The organism is Serratia sp. LACPHL-BACT-2024-00286 (assembly GCF_043109535.1).
In the GTDB taxonomy this organism is placed as follows: domain Bacteria; phylum Pseudomonadota; class Gammaproteobacteria; order Enterobacterales; family Enterobacteriaceae; genus Serratia; species Serratia sarumanii.
Window position 1 is genome coordinate 648,065 of sequence record NZ_JBICNA010000001.1, and the last position, 18,681, is coordinate 666,745.

Sequence of the window (18,681 nt, forward strand, 5' to 3'; positions counted from 1 at the left end):
CTCCTTACAGCACCGGGGAAGGAAAACGGTAAATCGTCACGCCTTTCACCACCCGGTTGACCTCGCCGGTCGGGCAAGGATTGTCCGGGGTCAGCCCCTGCGCCAGCGAACTCTCGAAGGCCAGCATCTGGGTGAACAGCAGATACGGGAACAGCAGCCAGATATCGTCGGCCGCGTCGTGCATAGGCAGCAGGGCATCGGACAGGGGTTGGCGCTCGCCGGTCAACCCGACCAACTGCATCGCCAGCCCGTCGCGCTGCAGTTCGTTCCACAGATCGCGGTCATACTGGCGGGCGTAGTCGTCGCGGGAGAACATCAGCACCACCAACGTCTGGCCGTCGACCATGAATTTCGGGCCGTGGCGCAGGCCGAGCGGCGAGTCGTAGCGTGTAACGATGCGGCCGGCGGTCAGCTCCAGCATCTTGAGCGAGGCCTCTTCCGCCAGGCCGGTAAAACAGCTGCCGCCGAGGGTGATATAACGGCGGAAACCGCTGGCGGCCAACGCCTTCACCTGCGGCTGCAGCGTTTCGCGCAGTGTACGGCAGCGCTGCACCATGGCGTTGAGCGGCGCCTGGGCGGCCTCGAGCGAAGCCGAGCCGAGCAACAGCGCGGCGCTCAGCATCATGCAGCTGAAGCTGGAGGTCATGGCGAAGCTTTGATCGTTGGAGCCTTGCGGCATCACCAGCGAACAGACGTTATCGCGCCGATGCGCATACTGCGCCAGCCGGCTGTCCGGGTTGCACACCAGCATCAGGTGATAGCTTTCCGGCAGCAGCTGGTCGGCCAGCTCCACCGTCGCCACGCTCTCCGGGCTGTTGCCCGAGCGGGCGAAGGAGACCAGCAGCGTCGGCCGCTCAGGGTCGAGATACTGCAACGGATTGGCGACGATATCGGTGGTGCCGTAGGCCGCCACGTCGCGGCCGGTTCGTTCGCGCAGCCAGGGCGCCAGGGCGCGGCCGGCGAACGCCGAGCTGCCGGCGCCGCACAGCACGATTTGCAGGTGCGGATTGGCCAGCAGCGGCGCCAGGAACGGCTGCCACTGCGCCTGTTGATCCTGCAATTGCCGGTGCAGCGCGGCCCACAGATCCGGCTGCTGCCAAATCTCTGCGGCGGTGTGCCAGGCGTTGCGCTGCTTCAGCCAATCCGCCTCGTAAGAGAAATACGCGTTCATGATGACAACTCCTTAAAAGCCTTGGTTAACGGTCGGCGATAATCACGTCGCTCCCTCAATGGTGCAGCGCCTTTAGGCAAGCACCGATCCTGCACTGCTGCGGGTCGATAATTAATTCCCGGCGTTTTGCGGTATTGGGCATTAACGCAAACTCCTGATTTACCGGTAGCCGTGCCCGACCACGGCTTAATAAGCCGCGGCGATACCGACCGGAACGCTTTCAGTTAGTTATGGCGAATTACAGCAAACGAAACGCTGAAATGCAATCGGTTATTTTAAAAATACTTATATCTATCAGTTGGTTATATTTATTTTTGCTTTCGATTGAGCGGCAAGCGAAAGCGGTGTCAACGCAAAGTGAAAACGGCAAATTCGTTATTTATCAGTCGACAATTCTCGGCGTCTATTTATTCAGTCTGCCGATGACGAAAGCCGCAGCGGTAATTCGACAATCGCCGGGCTTTCACTGTTTTTTTATGCCGGCGCGCGTAACCGTGCTGTTCCGCGTACGCCGCTACCGGCGCCGATGTGAGGGCAAGTGGGGACGAAAATGCGTCTTTCGCTCCCAATTCTTCATTACTTTGCTATACCTGATAGTCGATGGATTCATTTTATTGTCATGTAACTGACACGTCAGAGTCACGGCTCTGGCTTAAGTTTGCAGCGACTACGTCAGGAGATAACGCGATGTTCAGCCTGGATTCTCTGTTGCAAGATGCATTTCCACACCGCAATACCCCTGCCTGGCAGCGCAGCCTGCTAAGAACCCTTCTCTTCGAAAAAGAATTCAAACAGTTCGCCGCCGACTATCCCCACCTGAAAGGGCTCGATCTGATCGAGCAGGTGGTGGACTACTTCAACCTCAGCTGCGAGCTGGTGGACGGCGATCTGGAAAACATTCCGAGCCAGGGGCCGGTGGTGCTGGTGGCCAATCACCCGATCGGCTCGCTCGACGGCCTGGTGCTGCTGCGCGCCGTCGCGGCGGTGCGCCCGGATGTGAAAGTGGTGGCCAGCCAGCTGCTGACCTACATCGAACCGCTGCGCAACCTGTTCGTGCCGGTGGATAACGTCGCTTATAAAACCAGCCGCAAACAGATTGAAGGCATGCAGCGGCAGCTGGACAATCAGGGCGCGCTGATCCTGTTCCCGGCCGGCGAAGTGTCGCGCATGAGCCCGAAAGGCATCCGCGACGGCCACTGGCATACCGGTTTTCTGCGCCTGGCCGCCAAGGCGCGCGCGCCGATCGTGCCGATCCACATCAGCGCGCGCAACAGCAACCTGTTCTACTTTACCTCGCTGGTCTACCGGCCGCTGTCGACGCTGCTGCTGGTGCGCGAAATGTTCCAGCAGCGGGGCGGGCGCATCAAGATCCGCGTCGGCGGCCGCGTGCCGTTCGCCAGCTGGCACGACGGCCACACCAGCGCCAAGGATCTGGCGGAGCGTTTTCGCCGCCACGTGTATCGCCTGGGGCAGGGCAAGCCGGGGCTGTTCGCCAGCGAATCGCCGATCGCGCTGCCGGAAGAGCGTCTGGAGCTGAAAAAGGCGTTGGCGAACTGCGAGCGGTTGGGGGTAACGCCGGACGGTAAAACCATCTACCTCTATCGCCGCCACGACGAAGCGCGCACGCCGATCCTGCGCGAACTGGGGCGTCTGCGCGAGATCGCCTTCCGCGCGGTAGGAGAAGGCTCCGGCCGCCGCCGCGATCTGGACAGCTATGACGACGATTACTACCACCTGGTGCTGTGGGATGAGGAGGAGCTGGAAATCGTCGGCGCCTATCGTTTTATCCCCACCGCCGAACAAATCGCGCGCAAAGGGCTGGAAAGCATCTACAGCAACAGCCTGTTCCACTACGATCGCGATATGGAGCCGATCCTGGCGCAGGGCATCGAGCTGGGGCGCAGCTTCATTCAGCCGGCCTATTGGGGCAAGCGCGGGCTGGACTATTTGTGGCTGGGCATCGGCGCCTACCTGGCGAAATACCCACAGTATCGCTACCTGTTCGGCCCGGTGTCGATCTCCGGCGGCATGCCGCTGGCGGCGCGCGATTTGCTGATCGCCTTCTATCGGCTCTATTTCTCGCCGGACCACGCCTTCGCGCAATCGCGCCGGCCTTATCCGGCGTCACTGCCGCAGGTGCTGGCGCAGTTTGCCGGGGATAACTACCAGGAAGATCTGGTGCGGCTCAAGAGCCTGCTCAGCAATATCGGCTGCTCGATCCCGACGCTGTACAAGCAGTACACCGAACTGTGCGAGCCGGGCGGGGTACAGTTTATCGACTTCGGCACCGATCCGGCTTTCAACAACTGCATCGACGGGCTGGTGCTGGTGGATACCACGCGGCTCAAGCCGTCGCGGTATCAGCGTTATATCGCGGTGCACCAGCCGCAGCCAGCCGAGACGGCATGACTACAGTCTGACTCATGCCTTTTTGATCTAAGCACGACCTTGGGGCCGGCGACGGGATAGCGCTACGATAAACGTTTTGCTTTCCACCGCCGGAGCCCGTCATGCCTCACTCGTTTATCCCGCCGTTATTGTCCGCCGACGAACCCTCTGCCGCCGCCGTTGAAATCCCGCGCGGCAAAGCGCCCTTTTTGCTGCTGTGCGATCACGCCGGCAAGGCGATCCCGCAATCCCTCGGCGACCTCGGTTTGCCGCCGGGGGAGATCGAACGCCACATCGGCTGGGACATCGGCGCGCTGAGCGTGTCGCGCCATCTGAGCCGCCAATTGGACGCCACGCTGATCCACCAGCGTTACTCACGGCTGGTGATCGACTGCAACCGGGCGCCCGGCATCGCCAGCTCGATCCCGCATTTGTCCGAGCTGACGCCGATCCCCGGCAATATCGGTATCGACGCCGAGCACGCGCTGGCGCGCGAGCGCGAGGTGTTTTTGCCGTATCACCACGCCATCGACGATCATCTGGGGCAACGCCAACTGCGTGAACTGCCGACGGCGGTGATCGCCATGCACAGTTTCACGCCGGTGTTCAAAGGGGCATCGCGCCCCTGGCAGGTGGGGCTGCTGTTTAACCGCTACCCGGAATTTGCCCATCTGCTGGCCGAGCTGCTGCGCGAAGAGGGAGATTTGCAGGTGGGGATCAACGAACCCTATGCGATGACCGATGCCACCGACTACACGTTGCCGGTCCATGCGGAACGCCGCGGTTTGCCTTATGTCGGCATCGAAATCCGCCAGGATCTGATCGCCGACGAACGTGGGCAACAGGCGTGGGCGAAACGTTTCGCACGCCTGCTGCCGCAGGCCTGGCAGCGCTGGCAAATTTGACTTTAGGAATATTCCCAGAGATGATAACCGTAAGGAATACGTAATACGTCATTAGAAAAAAAGTCAGGAGAGACGTGTGGAGCACAGCGATAACGGACTGTTTATCAAACGGGAGCGTTTTGAAGTTCTGGCGATTCTGCGTGAAATTTGCAAACAACGCACGCCGCTGCGCGTAGAAAATCAGCAGCACCGGTTTCAAAGTCTGTTATTGAGCGTCGGGCCGGACAATATCGTGTTTAGCGGTGAGGAAGCGGAAAACGCCATCGACGGCGCCTGCACCATCGTGATTGAAAGCAACGACGCCAAAATCGAGTTTTCCGTCGGCCAGGCGGAGCTGACCGAACATCAGGGCGTCCAGGCCTGCTCGACCCGGCTGCCGCAGGAGTTGGTCTACATCCAGCGCCGTCGCCAGTTCCGCATCACCACGCCGCACTGGCGCCAATTCTTCTGTACCGGCGAATACCCGAACGGCACGCCTTATGAGCTGCGGATCCACGATCTGTCCGCCGGCGGCGTCGGTTTGCGTTTCGACGGCCCGCTGCCGGATTTCTTCCAGCCGGGCCTGCAGTTCAAGAAAGCGGAGTTGGATTTGGGCAGCTACGGCAGCTTCAAGGTCAACATGGAGCTGGTGGTGGTCAACGACGATCAGGAAACCGACGATAACGATCAGGTGGTGCACTTCTCGCGCCTGTCATGCCGCTTCCTCAAGCTGGGGCTGGCGATGGAGCGCAAAATTCAAAGCGCGGTGTTCGCCTTCGAGCTGGATTTCAACAAAAAGAAAAAACGCTGATATTTATCAGGGGCGGCACGCTGCCCCTGACTCTCCACTGGCCTTACGGCTGTAACGCCCGCAGGCTGCCGATCTCTTCCCAACCGAAATGCGCCGCTTCGGCCAGCACGTCGCACACTTCGCCGCCGGCGGCGACCACGGCCGCGTCCAGTGCGGCGCCGTGCAGCAGATGGCTCACCAGCAGTGCGGCGAACAGATCGCCGGTGCCTTTGACCGCCGATTTGACCTTCGGATGGGTAAAGCACCGCGTTTCCTGCCGGGTGACCAGCATCAATCCCACTTCGTCTTCGTGCTGCGCCACGCCCGGCGCGCTGGTGACCAGCACCCATTCGGTGGTGTCGTTCAACAGCGCCTGCGCGGCGTGCTGCGTCTGTTCTTGGCTGCTCAGTTGCCGGCCGCACAGCTGCTCCAGTTCGAAACCGTTCGGCGTCAGGCCGTTGGCCAGCCGCAGGAACGGTGAGCGATAGCAGTTGACGATGCGCTCATCCACGTAGATCCCTTCGCCGTAATCGCCCATCACCGGATCGATATAGATCTTTATCTGCGGGTTGAGGGCGCGCACCCGCTGCAGCCAGTTGGCCAGAATATGGCACTGCATCACGTCGCCCAGATAGCCGACGATCACCGCCCGGGCGCGCTTCATCACGCCGCGGGCGATCAGATCGTCGAGAAAGCCGCCGAACCACTCGCCGGAGATGACGCCGCCGTGCGGCTTGCCGTAATAGGGCGGGCAGCCGAACAGCACGCTGGGCACCTGCAGCGCTTCCAGCCCTTTTTTCAGCAGGGCGCGGTAGGCGATGCCGTTGCCGACGCTGCCGTAGACCACCTGAGATTGAATGCTGATCACGTCGATGGACGGTGATCGCAAGGGTGAAGTCTGTTGCATGAGTTACATCCTTGGTTCGTTATTATCCAGCCAGCGGGCGAACACCTGCCGCGCGCGCTGTTCCAGCTGTGCGCCGTGGCGCGCCGCCTGTTCGCGCAGGCTCTGGGGCGCGATGCCGGCCAGTTCCAGTTCGCAGGCATGGCCAATCAGCCAGCGTTCGATATCGCGATGATCCGCCTCCAGATGGAACTGCAGGCCGAGCGCGAACCCCTGATAGTCGAAGGCCTGATGCGGGCAAACCGCCGTGCCGGCCAGGCAGCGGGCGCCCTCCGGGATCGTGAACATATCGCCGTGCCAATGCAGCACCGGCGTATCGGCCAGCGGTGCCAGCACCGAGTCGTCTTGCGCCGTGAGCGTGGTCAGCGGGGCGAAACCGATCTCTTTGACGCCGAGCGAGATCACGTCGGCGCCCAACGCCTGGGCGATCACCTGCGCGCCGAGACACACCCCAAGGGTCGGCCGCCGCTGCGCCAGCCGCTGTTTGACCAGCGCCAATTCATGGTCGAGAAAATCATAGCGCTGCGCGCCGGAAAAGTGTTGGGCGGCGCTGATCGGCCCGCCGAGCACCACCAACAGATCGGTCTTTTCATTATTGATAGCACGAATATCATCGCGGCCGGCATCGTAATAGTCGATCTGATAGCCGCGCAGCGAGAGCAGGGAACCGAGGATGCCAAGGTTTTCAAAATTGACGTGTCGAATGGCGACGGCTTTCTTCATTGTTTAACCTCGTGAGCGTGGGTGAACGGCGTCAGCGCCAGCGACTCGCCCAGCACCGCGATGCCTTGCGCGCCGCTCTGGTAGACGATGCGGCGTTCGCTGACCTGGCTGAGCTGCACCTGATAACCCTGCGCGGCCGGGAACAGCGCGCAAGCCTGCTCCAGCTGATCGGCCGCCCAGGGCGTGAACATCTGCAGGCGGGCAAAGGCCTTTCCTGCATACTGAATGTCGAGCACGTAATGTTTATCCATGGAACCCCTTACTTTTGGCCGCGGAAGCTGTTAATCTATTTTGAACTAGTACAAAAGGATTTATGTATGACTTCATTGTATGCAAAAGGCGGCGGCGCTGTCCAGATTGCCGAGCAGATCGCCGCACGCATCAAAGACGGCGCGCTGCGGCCGGGCGAGCTGTTGCCGCCGGTACGCCAGCTGGCGGCGGAGCTGGAGGTCAATCCGAATACCGTCGCCAGCGCATACGCCCGATTGCGCGATGCCGGTCTGGTGGTGACGCGCGGGCGGGCGGGAACGGTGGTGCTGGAGCCGCCGCTGGCGGCGGTGAGTGCGGCCTATGCGCCGCGCCAGGTGCCGGCGGGGATGTGCGATCTGGCCAGCGGCAATCTCGATGCCGCATTGTTGCCGGCGTTGGCGCTGGGCGTGGCGGAGGCGTTCCCGCAGCAAAACGGTTATGACATCAGCGGCGATCTGCCGGTATTGACCGGCCTGGGGCGCGAGTGGCTCGGCCGCCAGGGCGTCACGCTGGGGGAACCGGCGGTGTTCTCCGGCGCGCTGGACGCGATGGAAAAGGCGCTGCGCTGCCATATGCAGCCGGGCGCGGCGGTGTGGGTGGAAGATCCCTGCTGGCCGCCGCTATTGACGCTGCTGCGCCACCTGCGTCTGCGGCCGCTGCCGCTGGCGATGGATGAACAGGGGTGTCGGTTGCCGGAAAGCGGAGCGGCGGGCGCGGTGATCCTGACGCCGCGCGCCCACAATCCGACCGGCGCCTCGCTTTCTGCGCAACGCGCGCAGCAGTGGCGGCGTTTTCTCAGCGCGAATCCGCAGTGTCTGGCGATCGTCGACGACTTCTGGGGGCCGCTGTCGCAGCTGCCGCTGCATCTGCCGTTCGACGGCGATCGCGGGCTGTACGTGCTGTCGCTGAGCAAGTTTCTCAGCCCGGATCTGCGCATCGCGCTGGCCTGCGGCAACCCGACGTTGCTGCAGGCAATGCGCGCCGATCAGTACATCAGCGAGCGCTGGGTCAGCCATATCTTGCAGCAGATCGCCGCCAGGCTGTGGGGGCAGGCCTTGCAGGAAGGGCAGCTGCAGCGGGCGCAGCAGGCGTATCAGGCCAGAAGGGATGAACTGGTGCAACGGCTCAACGCGCTGAATCACACGGCGCTGGCGGTAGGTGAAGGGCTGCACCTGTGGTTGCCGGTGCGGTCGGAAACCGCCGCCGCGCAGCTGATGGCGCAGCGGGGGTGGCTGGTGCAGGGCGGCGAGCCTTTTCGTCTGAAGAGCGATCCTGCGATCCGCGTCAGCCTGGCCAACGTGGCGCCGGCGCAACTGGCGGCTCTGGTGCAGGATCTGGCCGACGCCATGCGGGCCAGTACGGCGATCAACTAGGCCGGCGTCAGGCTCTCCTCCGCCAGCAGCTGCAGTGAGGTGAGCCGGGCGCTCGGTTCGGCGATCGGCGTGTCGATGATGAACTCGTCCACGCCGTACCGCTGCTGCAGCTGCGCCAGTTGCTGATGCACCTGCGGCGCGGTGCCGAGCAGGATATGGCTTTCCCGCGGCTCGATGCGGTAGTCGGTGGCGCCGGCCTGCTGCACGAAACTCTCGGCCTGCGCCAGGCTGCCGACGGTCACGCTCTGCTCACCGGCGACGTGGACGCGGTATTGCTGTATATCCGCCGCCAGCGCCGCGGCCTGTTCCGCGCTTGGCGCCGCGATCGCCGCTACCGCCAGCAGCGCCTTGCGGCCGCCGCTGTGTGCGGCGTAGTGCGCCAGCGCTGCGCTGATATCTTGCGGATTGCCGTTCAGATGCGCGGCGAACACGAAGGCCCAGCCGGATTCGGCCGCCAGCGCCGCGCTCTCTTTGCTGGCGCCGAGCAGAAAGCGCTGGGCAGCATGCGGCGGCAGCGGCGTGGCGCTCAGGCCGGGCTCGGCGTCGTCGTTCAGATAGGCGGTCAGCTGCGACAGCTGCTGCGGGAAAGCCGGCTTGTGTTGCCGGTCATGGGCAGCCTGCAGCGCCTGGGTGGCGAGCGGCAGGCCGCCGGGCGCTTTGCCCACCCCGAGATCGACGCGCCCCGGCGCCAACGCCGCAAGCAGGTTAAAGTTTTCGGCCACCTTGTAGGCGCTGTAGTGTTGCAGCATCACGCCGCCGGAGCCGATGCGAATGCGCGACGTCTGGCCGAGCAGGTAGCCGATCAGCACTTCCGGCGACGGGCAGGCGAGCTGCGGCGTGTTGTGGTGCTCCGCCAGCCAGAAACGCCGATAGCCCCAGCGTTCCGCCTGTTGCGCCAGATGCAGCGTGCGCGCCAGCGCCTGGGCGGCGCTTTCCCCGTCGGCGATCGGACTCTTTTCCAATATGCTCAAGGCATAAGCCATTTTCCCGCTCCTTTCCTCATCAGATATGCCTGACAAATACCATGCGGGCGGCGCGCGCCTTAATACTGATTGGCGATAGGATATTCCATTGATCCAAAACGAATTTGGATATGCGCAGATCGGTAAAGCGCCGCGATATTATCCTTCGAGCCAGGCCTTCAGACGAATGGCGTCACGGTAGTGGCCGTAGCGCGACTGCGCGCCGAGCAGGATCATCACCACCGGCTGCCCTTTGATGGTGGTGCGCATCACCAGGCAGTGGCCAGCCTCGTCGGTAAAGCCGGTTTTCTGCAGCTGGATCTTCCAGGCTGGGTTGTTGATCAGGCCGTTGGAACTGCGGTAGACCAACTGGCCTCGGCCAGGACGCACGATCTGCTGCTTGTCGGTGCTGAAGCGGCGAATCGATTGATAGCGATAGGCGTGATTGACCATCTTCAGCAGATCGTTGGCGGACGCCACATTGCGCGGCGTCAGCCCGGTCGGATCGTAGAAGCGGGCGCGTTTCATACCGATGGCGCGCGCTTTCTGATTCATTTTCGCCACGAAGGCCTTGCGTCCGCCGGGATAGCTGCGGCTCAGCGCCGCAGCGGCACGGTTCTCCGAAGACATCAGGGCGATGTGCAGCATGTCGCGGCGGCTGAGCACCGAGCCGATGGTCAGGCGCGAGTGGGTTTTCTTCAGCAGATCGCGATCGGCGGCGGTGACTTTCAGCCTGCTGCCCATCGGGCGTTTGCTGTCCAGGGCGACCATGGCGGTCATCAGCTTGGTGAGCGAGGCGATCGGCAGCACGCGGTTCGGCTGCTTCTGATAGAGCGTCTTTCCGGTGCGTTGATTGACGACCAGCACCGATTTGGCGTTCAGCACCAGCGGCGGCGCAGCGGCATGCACGGGCGCCAAAACGAACAGCAGGCTGAACAGGAGGGCGGCGCCGAAGCGCCGGGCGGGCAGACGGAGAAAAGCGTGAGATAAAAGCATAACGGCGGCAATAGTGACCCTAAGTGATTAAAAAATATCAAAAGAGTCTGCCCGGCAAATGTGAAGAAAATAGGGCGATAATCGCTCAAACTGTTACAACAATCCCTTTTGTTGCAGCGTGAAGCGGGTGGCCTCGTTCAAATCGTAGTCCGCGAGACGCTCGCGCGGCACCCAGGCGTAGTCGTCGAACTCGTCGTTGATCGTCACGTCGCGGTTGGCGGCATGGCAGTCGAAAATCAGGTAAATCATGTAGATTTGCTCCCGGCTGCCGTCGGCATAGGTTTTGATGCGCACATCGTCGCGGAAGGTCCAGGGCGTGATGCTGTCGAGGATCAGCGCGGCGCCCAGCTCTTCGCGCACTTCGCGCCGCAGTGCCTGTTCTATCTGTTCACCCGGCTCGACGCCGCCGCCGGACAGTGCCCATTGGCCGGGGAACACGCCCTTGTGCGCCGCCATTTTGCACAGCAGGAAGGCGTTATCGTTTTCAATCAGCGGGCAGACAATGATGCGCTGGCGCATGGAAGACTCCTGTCAAAATGGAAAGCAACCACTTTAACATGGGGTTTAACCCCTTAGCGTGAGAGAAATCAAAGCGTTGTATTAGCGCAGAGAAGCGGTAGCCGCCTCTCTGCGCTAAGGTCAGTAGATTTCAGGCACCACCATGTTGTCCGGCACCGGGCTACGGTGGTATTCCGGGCTGCGTTTGCGCTGCGGCAGCGTGATGACGTTGCCTTCGGCTTCCTCATAAGGCACCTGCTGCAACAGGTGGGTGATGCAGTTCAGGCGGGCCTTTTTCTTGTCGACGCCCTGAACCACCCACCAGGGCGCTTCGGCAATGTTAGTGCGCGCTAACATGATTTCTTTGGCCTCGGTGTAGTCCTCCCAGCGGCGGCGGCTTTCCAGATCCATTGGGCTGAGCTTCCACTGCTTGAGCGGATCGTGAATGCGGCTGAGGAAACGCAGCTCCTGCTCCTCATCGGTGATTGAAAACCAGTATTTGACGATTTGGATGCCGCTGCGCGTCAGCATTTTTTCGAATTCCGGCACGCTGCGGAAAAACTCCTCATACTCTTCGTCGTTGCAAAAGCCCATCACGCGCTCCACGCCGGCGCGGTTATACCAGCTGCGGTCGAACAGCACCATTTCGCCGGCGGCCGGCAGATGCGCGATATAACGCTGAAAATACCACTGGGTGCGTTCGCGATCGTTCGGCGCCGGCAGCGCCGCCACGCGGCAGGTGCGCGGGTTGAGGCGCTGGGTGATGCGCTTGATCACGCCGCCCTTGCCGGCGGCGTCGCGGCCTTCGAAGATTATCACCAGCCGGTGGCCGGTGCGCATCACCCAATCCTGCAGCTTCACCAGCTCGCCCTGCAGGCGCAGCAACTCGCGGAAGTATTGCTTGCGCCAGGCTTTCTTCGCGTCGCTGTCGACTTCTGCCGCGTCGAAGCGCAGGTCGTCCAGCTCCATTTCCAGCTCTTCGTCGTAGCTGTCGTAAAACTCTTGCAGCAGGCGCTGGTTGAAACCGTCATCGCGGTTGACTTCATGCATGGTCATCAGATTTTCTCCGTATCGGCCCGGTGTTAGAAATGGTTGAAGATCCAGTACAGCACCGCCGACAGCAGCACCGAGGCCGGCAGGGTTAGCACCCAGGCCATCAGCAGATTGCGCAGGGTGGCCATCTGCAGCCCGGAGCGGTTGGCGGCCATGGTGCCGGCGATGCCGGACGACAGGACATGCGTGGTCGAAACCGGCAAGCCGAAGGCGTCGGCCGCGCCGATGGTGGTCATCGCCACCAGTTCGGCGCTGGCGCCCTGGGCGTAGGTCAGGTGCGATTTACCGATCTTTTCGCCCACCGTCACCACGATGCGGCGCCAGCCGACCATGGTGCCGAGCCCCAGCGCAATCGCCACCACCACCTTCACCCAGAAGGGAATGAAGCGGGTGGCGTTGTCGAGTTCGCCCTTCAGCGCGTCGAGGTTGCGCTGCGCGTCGGGATTGATCTGCAGCTGATGCTCTGCCTTCAGGTGCTTGATGGTCTCGGACGCCAGATACATGTCGTTGCGGGTGTTCGACACCGCCTGCGCCGGGATCTTGTCGACCGAGCCGTACTGACGAATTTGATCGCCGATCGCGCCGGCCAGCTGCGCCAACGCCGGCACCACCTCCGGCGTTAGCTCGCTGGTGCGCACATAGCCGGTCAGCACCTCGCGCGGCGGCGTTTGGCCGCCGGCCGGGAACTGGCGCAGCAGCTGGTTTTGGGTCACCTCCGCCAGCGCCGCCACCCGGGGAATCTGCTCCGGCGGCATCGAACGGTTCAGGGCGTAGGCGATCGGCATGGTGCCCACCAGGATCAGCATGATAAGGCCCATGCCTTTCTGGCCGTCGTTGGAGCCGTGGGCGAAGGAAACGCCGGTGCAGGTGAGGATAAGCAGCCCGCGGATCCACAGCGGCGGCGGGGTATTGCCCTTAGGGGCGCTGTACAGCTGGCGGTTCTTGACGAACAGCTTTAGCGCCAGCAGCAACAGGCCGGCGAACACGAAGCCGATCACCGGCGACAGCAGCAGCGCGTAGCCCACCTTGATCGCCTGGCCCCAGTCCACGCCGCTGGTGCCGGTGCGGCCGTGGATCAGGGCGTTGGCGACGCCGACGCCGATAATCGAGCCGATCAGCGTATGCGACGACGAGGCGGGCAGCCCGAGCCACCAGGTGCCGAGGTTCCAGATGATGGCGGAGAACAGCAGGGCGTACACCATGGCGAAACCGTTGCCGGTGCCGGCCTGCAGGATCAGCTCGACCGGCAGCAGCGAAATGATGCCGAAGGCCACCACGCCGCTGGAGAGCAACACGCCGAGAAAGTTGAAGAAACCGGACCACACCACGGCGACCATCGGCGAAAGCGAGTGGGTGTAAATCACCGTTGCGACCGCATTGGCGGTATCGTGGAAGCCGTTGACGAATTCAAAGCCCAGCGCAATCAATAGCGCCAGCCCCAATAATAAAAACGGAACGTAACTGGTATAGACGGCGCCGGCGTCGCTGACGTCGTTAAATAAGTTCATCCCGGCGAACGCGATCCCCAGAATTAATAAGAACATAAAAAAAAGAACAGTGAGTCGACTGTTCTTTTGATGCAGTTTGGGCAGGCTGGAGGCGGCCGGCATGTCCGGTTGAACGGCGCTGTTATCGCTCATAATGACCTTCCTGAGAGGATTGGATGCGGTAGCTGTCGCCTGAAAAGTATTCTGAATGAATGTGGCTTTTTTATGACGAAAATATTAATCATCGGGAACGGCGAAAATCATTAACGCCGATAAATAAAGATTGTTATAACAGCGGGGACGGTCTTGGGTTAACGGCAACAGGCAGGATAGGGCGTTATGGTGCAACGGTTAGCGGAAAAGATGCACAAGCTGGATTTTGATGATGAAGTGACCGGGCTGATCTACGGCCATGTGTTTCGTTCCGGTGAGCCGCCGAGGCGCCTGAACTCGCAGCAGGTCTGCCAGGCCTACCAGACGTTGCCGCCCGGCGACGGTTTTATCTGGCTGCACCTCAATCTCAACCACGCGGCGGCGGAGAAGTGGTTGAAAAATCATTTCGCCATTTCCGATTTTTTCTTCCACGAGATTCGCCACGGTTCGCACACCACGCGCATTGAGCGCCAGGGCGACGATCTGTTCGCGGTGCTCAACGATGTGATCTTCCACCCCGAGGACAGCAACCCGGAAACGGCGACGCTGTGGCTCTATTGCTGCCGCGGGCTGGTGGTGACCGTGCGCCATAAACCGGTGCGACTCATTGAACGGCTGCTCGGCCGCCTGACGGCGCTGCAGTTGGCCTCGTCCACCGAACTGCTGGCGCACCTGCTGGAAGAGCAGGAGGACGTGCTGGAGCAGGTGGTGCGACAGGCCAACCAGTATGTCGATACCATCGAGGATCGCCTGCTGACCCGCCGCGTGAAACGCAATCGCACCGAGCTGGGGCGCATGCGCCGCATGTTGCTGCGCTTTCAGCGCCTGTTGGCGCCCGAACCGGCCGCGCTGTTTCGCCTGTTGAACCGGCCGCCGACCTGGCTGAGCCGTGAGGTGGTGCAGGATCTGCGGCAGTTTACCGAAGAGTTCACCGTGGTGTTGAACGATCTCGCCAGCCTGACCGAACGCATCCGGCTGCTGCAGGAGGAGCTGGGCGCTAAGCTGATGGAGCAGAACAACCGCACGCTCTACACGCTGACGGTAATCACCGTGCTGGCGCTGCCGATCAATATCGTCGCCGGTTTCTTCGGCATGAACGTGGGGGGGATCCCGCTGGCCAGCAATCACCACGGTTTTATCCTGCTGGTGTTGCTGGTCGGCAGTTTTACGCTGATCGCCGGTTATCTGGCGTTCAGGCGCAGGGACGAGTCGTAATTACAGGCGGGCGCGGTACTCTTCTTCCAGCCGGGCATGGGTGCTCCAGAACGGCTGCGGCGCCCGATCGTGCAGGCGATCCTGCAGGATATCCAGATGGGTGTGCCAGCCGCCGGCGACGCTGAGCATCTCGTCGCGGTTGGCCAAGCGCCGGTGGGTGACCGTCAGCAGCACCGCGCTTCCCTGTTCCGTCAGTTCGAAGGTCACCTCGGAAGGGCGGCCCTGATCCTGTTCGGCCCAGGTAAAGCTCAGCAGGCGCGGCGGGAACAGGCAGGTGATGTGGCCGCGGTTGCAGACGCAGCCGCCGTGCTGTTTGTACTTGGCCGGCGGGGGTTCGTGCTCGCCCGCCAGATCGGAGTTGCGAAATTCCAGCTCCAGCGGCGCGCCGTTCTCCAACGTCATGGCGCCGGCCGCCAGCCAGGTGGCGCGCTTGTCGGATTCGGTCAGGTAAGCCCACACCCGCTCGATGGGGCCGGGCAGCAGCCGCTGGATGCGCAGCGTACCGGGTTCGATAATCATGCCGTAATCATTCATGGTTCACTCCTTGGGAGGAAGCTGTTCGGGCTGCAGCAGCGCCTGTTCGAGCGCATCCAGCCGTTCAGTCCAGAAATGTTCATAGGTTTGCAGCCAGTGCATGGCCTGCGCCATAGGCTCGGGTTCGAGCCGGCAGATATGGTTTCTTCCTTGCACGGTGCGTTGCACCAGGCCCGCATGTTCCAGTGCTTTCACGTGCTTGGAGGCGCCGGCGAACGACATCTGCAGCGGCGCGGCCAGTTCGCCGATGCTGCGCTCACCGCCGGCCAGCGCGCGCAACATCGAGCGGCGCGTCGGGTCGGCCAGCGCATGAAAAATGGCGTCCAGCTGTGAGGAAGATAATTCAACCATATGGTTGAATATAGAACAGGCGGGCTAATATTCAACCGTTTTGTTGAATATTTTTTGCCCCGGCGAAAACCGGGGCGGGGATCAGGCGCCGGCGTGCGCCAGCAGGGCGTTCAGCAACACGTCGGCGCCGGCGGTTGCCCAGGCGGGGGTGATGTCTTCCCGCTCGTTGTGGCTGATGCCGTCCACGCAGGGAATGAAAATCATGGCGGTTGGGGCGACGCGGTTAAGGTAACAGGCATCGTGGCCGGCGCCGGAAATCATGTCGCGATGGCGGTAGCCCAACGCTTGCGCGGCATGACGTACGCTGTCGATGCAGCCCCGATCAAAAGCGATCGGGGGATACTGGAAAATGCGCTCGGCGCGAGCGGTCAGGCCGCCGCCGTTGACGTGGTTTACCGCCGCCAGCAGGCGCTGCTCCATCTGTTCCAGAATTGACTCCTGCGGATGGCGGAATTCGACGCTGAAAAAGACCCGGCCCGGCACCACGTTGCGTGAATTGGGGGTAATTTGCGCCATGCCCACCGTGGCGCGCGCGTCGGGCGCGAAATCCCAGCCGATGCGGTTGACCGCCGTCACCAGCTCGGTGAAGCCCAGCAGGGCGTCGCGGCGGCGATCCATCGGCGTGGTGCCGGCGTGGGCGCTGAAGCCGACGACCTCCAGTTCGTACCAGCGCTGCCCCTGTGCGGCGGTTACCACGCCGATGTCGAGGTGCTCCGCTTCCAGAATCGGCCCCTGTTCGATGTGTAGCTCGAAGGCGGCATGGATCGGCGTGCCGCCCACCGGGTGTTCGCCGGCGTAGCCGATGCGTTCCAGCGCGTCGCCGAGGCTGACGCCGTGCTCGTCGCGGCGCGTCAGGCCGTATTCCAGCTCGAAGACCCCGGCGAACACGCCGGAGGCGATCATCGCCGGCGCGAAGCGAGCGCCTTCTTCGTTGGTCCAGTTGATCACTTCAATTGCGCGTTCGGTGACGATCTGCCGATCGTTAAGGCTGCGAATCACCTCCAACCCGGCCAGCACGCCGTAGATGCCGTCGAAACGGCCACCGCGGGGCTGCGAGTCGCCGTGAGAACCGGTGACCACCGGCGCCAGCTCGGGCCGCGCGCCTTCACGGCGCAGGAACATGTTGCCCATCCGATCGACGCGCACGCTGCAACCGGCCTCCAGCGCCCACAGGCGCAGCTGGTCGCGCGCCTGGCGATCCTCTTCGCTGAGCGCCAGGCGGGTGACGCCGTTGTCGGCGATGGCGCCGAACTGCGCCATCGCGTGCAGGCTTTGCCACAGGCGCTCGCCGTTGACCCGATACGTCATTGTTCTTCTCCCGGCGTTTTGGCGGTGTAGCGGAAATCGCAGCAGGGGGCGCCGGACATGATAGTTTGGCTGCGCTGCAGCTCGACCTCCGGCGCATAGCCGACGATAAACTGGCTGTCGCGCGCGCAGGAGAGCAGGTGGCCGATTTCCCCCAGCCCCATCTCGTGGTACATCTCGGCGTAGCGGCAGCGGGTGACGTTATAGTCGAAGTGTTGTTCGTCCTGGTTGATCACCTCAACGCGCAGCGCGTCGTCTTTTTCCCACAGATACTGCAAGGCGGCGAAGCTGCGCAGATCCGCGCCGTTCGGCTCCTGTGCGGCGAACCGTTTGCCCGCCTCGATGGCGGCATTCTCGATGGCTTCGCCGATCACCGCCTGAGCGCGCGCCTTGCCGATTTCACGCACCAGGATCTGGTAGATCGGTTTGATGATCTCCGCTTCGATCTTTCTGCGGGCCAAAATGCCCAACTCGTTGTTTGCACAGCTCATCGCCTTGCTCCTCTTGATTTATTGTGGTTTGGCGCCGCCCAACACGGTTTGCGGCTGCCATTTGCCGTCCACTACCCGGTACAGGGTGAAGCTCGGCTGTTGCAGGTTGCCCTGCGCATCGAAGGCGATGGCGCCGGTCACGCCCTGATAATGGATGGCGCGCAGTTTCGGCAGGTAATCGGCCGGATTGGCCGAGCCGGCCTGTTCGATGGCGGCGATCAGCACCCGGGTGGCGTCGTAGGCGAAGGGCGCATGCAGTTCGATGTGGGTGTGGTAACGGTCGCGGTAGGCTTGTTCAAACGCCTTGCCGCCCGGCATCTGTTCCAGCGGCAGCCCCGGCTCCAGCGCGACGACGCCTTCGCCTTCACGCTGCGCCAGCGTCAGGAAGGTCTGGCTGACAAAGCCGCCTGCGCCCATCAGCTGCGCGTTCATGCCCAGCTGTTTCAGTTTGCGCGCCAGCGGTGCCGCCTGGGAGTCCACGCCGCCGAAGAAGATCAGATCGGCGTTTTTGCTGCGCACGGTGGTCAGCACGGCGCTGAAATCGACGGTCTTGTCGTCGACGTATTCGCGGGTGACCGGCTGCACGCCCTGGGCCTGCAGCGATTTGATGAACTCGTCCGCCAGGCCCTGGCCGAAGGCGGTGCGATCGTCGATCACCGCGATGCGCTGGGCTTTCAGCGTTTTCACCGCATACTGCCCGGCATAGTTGCCGCCGTCGTCGTCATGGCCCATCACGCGGAAGCTGGTGTCAAAGCCTTGTTGCGTGTAGCCGTGGCCGGTGGCGACCGGCGCCACCTGGGCGATGCCGGCATCGTGATAGATGCGTGCCGCCGGGATGCTGGTGCCGGTGTTCCAGTGGCCGACCACGCCGGCGACGCCTTCGTCCACCAAACGCTGCGCGACGGCCACGGCGGTGCGCGGATCGGACTGATCGTCCTCGGACAGCAATTTGAAGGTGACCGGTTTGCCGTTCAGCGTCGGCTTTTGCGCGTTGGCGTCGGCGATCGCCAACCGCGCGCCGTTTTCGAGATCTTTGCCGATACGCGCGGAAGGGCCGGTCAGCGGCCCGGCCAGGCCGATCAGCACGGTGTCGTCCGCCAGCGCCGGGAGGCTCAGGATCATCGTCACGGCGGCCAGCGCCAACGGCTTGATGC

General features: G+C 62.6%; 19 protein-coding genes. 5 read left to right on the forward strand and 14 right to left on the reverse strand.

What is annotated here, in order from left to right:
• Positions 1–4: 4 nt before the first annotated feature.
• On the reverse strand, positions 5–1,171 hold the full coding sequence (locus tag ACF8MC_RS03140) for an SIS domain-containing protein (protein ID WP_164104986.1): 1,167 nt from the start codon (positions 1,169–1,171) through the stop codon (positions 5–7).
• Between the two features lie 687 nt (positions 1,172–1,858).
• Here ACF8MC_RS03140 and olsF point away from each other — a divergent pair.
• The 3 genes from olsF to ACF8MC_RS03155 all read left to right on the forward strand — a co-directional run bounded on the left by olsF (position 1,859) and on the right by ACF8MC_RS03155 (position 5,254).
• A complete protein-coding gene (gene olsF, locus ACF8MC_RS03145) occupies positions 1,859–3,580 on the forward strand; it encodes an ornithine lipid synthase OlsF (protein ID WP_033648417.1) in 1,722 nt (573 codons plus the stop codon).
• A gap of 101 nt (positions 3,581–3,681) precedes the next feature.
• Complete coding sequence (locus tag ACF8MC_RS03150; protein ID WP_033634640.1) at positions 3,682–4,464, forward strand: N-formylglutamate amidohydrolase; 783 nt, start codon at positions 3,682–3,684, stop codon at positions 4,462–4,464.
• A 76-nt stretch (positions 4,465–4,540) separates the two neighbouring features.
• Positions 4,541–5,254: a flagellar brake protein gene (locus tag ACF8MC_RS03155; RefSeq protein ID WP_033634639.1), complete on the forward strand. Its 714-nt coding sequence runs from the start codon at positions 4,541–4,543 to the stop codon at positions 5,252–5,254.
• A gap of 43 nt (positions 5,255–5,297) precedes the next feature.
• Here the strand turns inward: ACF8MC_RS03155 and pdxY are convergent, their stop codons facing one another.
• The 3 genes from pdxY to ACF8MC_RS03170 are packed head-to-tail and all read right to left on the reverse strand — an operon-like array spanning position 5,298 to position 7,111.
• Positions 5,298–6,140 (reverse strand): pyridoxal kinase, encoded by an 843-nt coding sequence (pdxY, locus tag ACF8MC_RS03160; protein ID WP_049233180.1) that lies wholly within the window; start codon positions 6,138–6,140, stop codon positions 5,298–5,300.
• Between the two features lie 3 nt (positions 6,141–6,143).
• Positions 6,144–6,860: a glutamine amidotransferase gene (locus ACF8MC_RS03165; protein ID WP_164104985.1), complete on the reverse strand. Its 717-nt coding sequence runs from the start codon at positions 6,858–6,860 to the stop codon at positions 6,144–6,146.
• A complete protein-coding gene (locus ACF8MC_RS03170; RefSeq protein ID WP_033634636.1) occupies positions 6,857–7,111 on the reverse strand; it encodes a hypothetical protein in 255 nt (84 codons plus the stop codon). Before ACF8MC_RS03170 ends, ACF8MC_RS03165 begins: the two co-directional genes overlap by 4 nt.
• Positions 7,112–7,177: 66 nt before the next feature.
• On the opposite strand from ACF8MC_RS03170, the gene ACF8MC_RS03175 reads away from it, so the two are divergent.
• On the forward strand, positions 7,178–8,482 hold the full coding sequence (locus ACF8MC_RS03175) for an aminotransferase class I/II-fold pyridoxal phosphate-dependent enzyme (protein WP_164104984.1): 1,305 nt from the start codon (positions 7,178–7,180) through the stop codon (positions 8,480–8,482).
• Here ACF8MC_RS03175 and ACF8MC_RS03180 read toward each other — a convergent pair.
• The 5 genes from ACF8MC_RS03180 to ACF8MC_RS03200 form a co-directional block, all read right to left on the reverse strand.
• Positions 8,479–9,465 (reverse strand): MsnO8 family LLM class oxidoreductase, encoded by a 987-nt coding sequence (locus tag ACF8MC_RS03180; RefSeq protein ID WP_041035235.1) that lies wholly within the window; start codon positions 9,463–9,465, stop codon positions 8,479–8,481. The genes ACF8MC_RS03175 and ACF8MC_RS03180 overlap by 4 nt on opposite strands.
• Positions 9,466–9,603: 138 nt before the next feature.
• A complete protein-coding gene (pbpG, locus tag ACF8MC_RS03185) occupies positions 9,604–10,440 on the reverse strand; it encodes a D-alanyl-D-alanine endopeptidase (protein ID WP_164104983.1) in 837 nt (278 codons plus the stop codon).
• A gap of 93 nt (positions 10,441–10,533) precedes the next feature.
• Positions 10,534–10,959 (reverse strand): nucleoside triphosphatase NudI, encoded by a 426-nt coding sequence (nudI, locus tag ACF8MC_RS03190; protein ID WP_033634632.1) that lies wholly within the window; start codon positions 10,957–10,959, stop codon positions 10,534–10,536.
• 120 nt (positions 10,960–11,079) lie between these two features.
• Positions 11,080–11,994 (reverse strand): polyphosphate kinase 2, encoded by a 915-nt coding sequence (ppk2, locus tag ACF8MC_RS03195; RefSeq protein ID WP_033648410.1) that lies wholly within the window; start codon positions 11,992–11,994, stop codon positions 11,080–11,082.
• Between the two features lie 26 nt (positions 11,995–12,020).
• Entirely contained in the window at positions 12,021–13,631 is a 1,611-nt protein-coding gene (locus tag ACF8MC_RS03200) for an inorganic phosphate transporter (RefSeq protein WP_164104982.1), read from the reverse strand.
• A gap of 186 nt (positions 13,632–13,817) precedes the next feature.
• Here ACF8MC_RS03200 and ACF8MC_RS03205 point away from each other — a divergent pair, with 186 nt between their 5' ends.
• Positions 13,818–14,846 (forward strand): transporter, encoded by a 1,029-nt coding sequence (locus ACF8MC_RS03205; RefSeq protein WP_033653089.1) that lies wholly within the window; start codon positions 13,818–13,820, stop codon positions 14,844–14,846.
• Here ACF8MC_RS03205 and ACF8MC_RS03210 read toward each other — a convergent pair whose 3' ends face one another.
• The 5 genes from ACF8MC_RS03210 to ACF8MC_RS03230 all read right to left on the reverse strand — a co-directional run bounded on the left by ACF8MC_RS03210 (position 14,847) and on the right by ACF8MC_RS03230 (position 18,649).
• Positions 14,847–15,380, reverse strand: coding sequence for an SRPBCC family protein (locus ACF8MC_RS03210; RefSeq protein ID WP_074026585.1), 534 nt, complete (start codon positions 15,378–15,380; stop codon positions 14,847–14,849). It abuts the gene before it with no gap.
• 3 nt (positions 15,381–15,383) lie between these two features.
• Positions 15,384–15,731 (reverse strand): helix-turn-helix transcriptional regulator, encoded by a 348-nt coding sequence (locus ACF8MC_RS03215; protein ID WP_004938187.1) that lies wholly within the window; start codon positions 15,729–15,731, stop codon positions 15,384–15,386.
• A gap of 81 nt (positions 15,732–15,812) precedes the next feature.
• On the reverse strand, positions 15,813–17,039 hold the full coding sequence (locus tag ACF8MC_RS03220) for a Zn-dependent hydrolase (RefSeq protein WP_041035231.1): 1,227 nt from the start codon (positions 17,037–17,039) through the stop codon (positions 15,813–15,815).
• Positions 17,036–17,527, reverse strand: a complete 492-nt coding sequence (locus ACF8MC_RS03225; protein ID WP_033634625.1) for an L-2-amino-thiazoline-4-carboxylic acid hydrolase — start codon at positions 17,525–17,527, stop codon at positions 17,036–17,038. Before ACF8MC_RS03225 ends, ACF8MC_RS03220 begins: the two co-directional genes overlap by 4 nt.
• Positions 17,528–17,545: 18 nt before the next feature.
• Positions 17,546–18,649, reverse strand: a complete 1,104-nt coding sequence (locus ACF8MC_RS03230; protein ID WP_369803927.1) for a branched-chain amino acid ABC transporter substrate-binding protein — start codon at positions 18,647–18,649, stop codon at positions 17,546–17,548.
• Between the last annotated feature and the right edge of the window lie 32 nt (positions 18,650–18,681).

Bases quoted from the DNA above. Each gene is read 5' to 3' on its own strand.
- ACF8MC_RS03140 (WP_164104986.1), bottom strand. From the start codon at position 1,171: ATGAACGCGTATTTCTCTTACGAGGCGGATTGGCTGAAGCAGCGCAAC.
- olsF (WP_033648417.1), top strand. From the start codon at position 1,859: ATGTTCAGCCTGGATTCTCTGTTGCAAGATGCATTTCCACACCGCAAT.
- ACF8MC_RS03150 (WP_033634640.1), top strand. From the start codon at position 3,682: ATGCCTCACTCGTTTATCCCGCCGTTATTGTCCGCCGACGAACCCTCT.
- pdxY (WP_049233180.1), bottom strand. From the start codon at position 6,140: ATGCAACAGACTTCACCCTTGCGATCACCGTCCATCGACGTGATCAGC.
- ACF8MC_RS03165 (WP_164104985.1), bottom strand. From the start codon at position 6,860: ATGAAGAAAGCCGTCGCCATTCGACACGTCAATTTTGAAAACCTTGGC.
- ACF8MC_RS03170 (WP_033634636.1), bottom strand. From the start codon at position 7,111: ATGGATAAACATTACGTGCTCGACATTCAGTATGCAGGAAAGGCCTTT.
- ACF8MC_RS03175 (WP_164104984.1), top strand. From the start codon at position 7,178: ATGACTTCATTGTATGCAAAAGGCGGCGGCGCTGTCCAGATTGCCGAG.
- ACF8MC_RS03180 (WP_041035235.1), bottom strand. From the start codon at position 9,465: ATGGCTTATGCCTTGAGCATATTGGAAAAGAGTCCGATCGCCGACGGG.
- pbpG (WP_164104983.1), bottom strand. From the start codon at position 10,440: ATGCTTTTATCTCACGCTTTTCTCCGTCTGCCCGCCCGGCGCTTCGGC.
- nudI (WP_033634632.1), bottom strand. From the start codon at position 10,959: ATGCGCCAGCGCATCATTGTCTGCCCGCTGATTGAAAACGATAACGCC.
- ppk2 (WP_033648410.1), bottom strand. From the start codon at position 11,994: ATGACCATGCATGAAGTCAACCGCGATGACGGTTTCAACCAGCGCCTG.
- ACF8MC_RS03200 (WP_164104982.1), bottom strand. From the start codon at position 13,631: ATGAGCGATAACAGCGCCGTTCAACCGGACATGCCGGCCGCCTCCAGC.
- ACF8MC_RS03205 (WP_033653089.1), top strand. From the start codon at position 13,818: ATGGTGCAACGGTTAGCGGAAAAGATGCACAAGCTGGATTTTGATGAT.
- ACF8MC_RS03210 (WP_074026585.1), bottom strand. From the start codon at position 15,380: ATGAATGATTACGGCATGATTATCGAACCCGGTACGCTGCGCATCCAG.
- ACF8MC_RS03215 (WP_004938187.1), bottom strand. From the start codon at position 15,731: ATGGTTGAATTATCTTCCTCACAGCTGGACGCCATTTTTCATGCGCTG.
- ACF8MC_RS03220 (WP_041035231.1), bottom strand. From the start codon at position 17,039: ATGACGTATCGGGTCAACGGCGAGCGCCTGTGGCAAAGCCTGCACGCG.
- ACF8MC_RS03225 (WP_033634625.1), bottom strand. From the start codon at position 17,527: ATGAGCTGTGCAAACAACGAGTTGGGCATTTTGGCCCGCAGAAAGATC.
- ACF8MC_RS03230 (WP_369803927.1), bottom strand. From the start codon at position 18,649: ATGATCCTGAGCCTCCCGGCGCTGGCGGACGACACCGTGCTGATCGGC.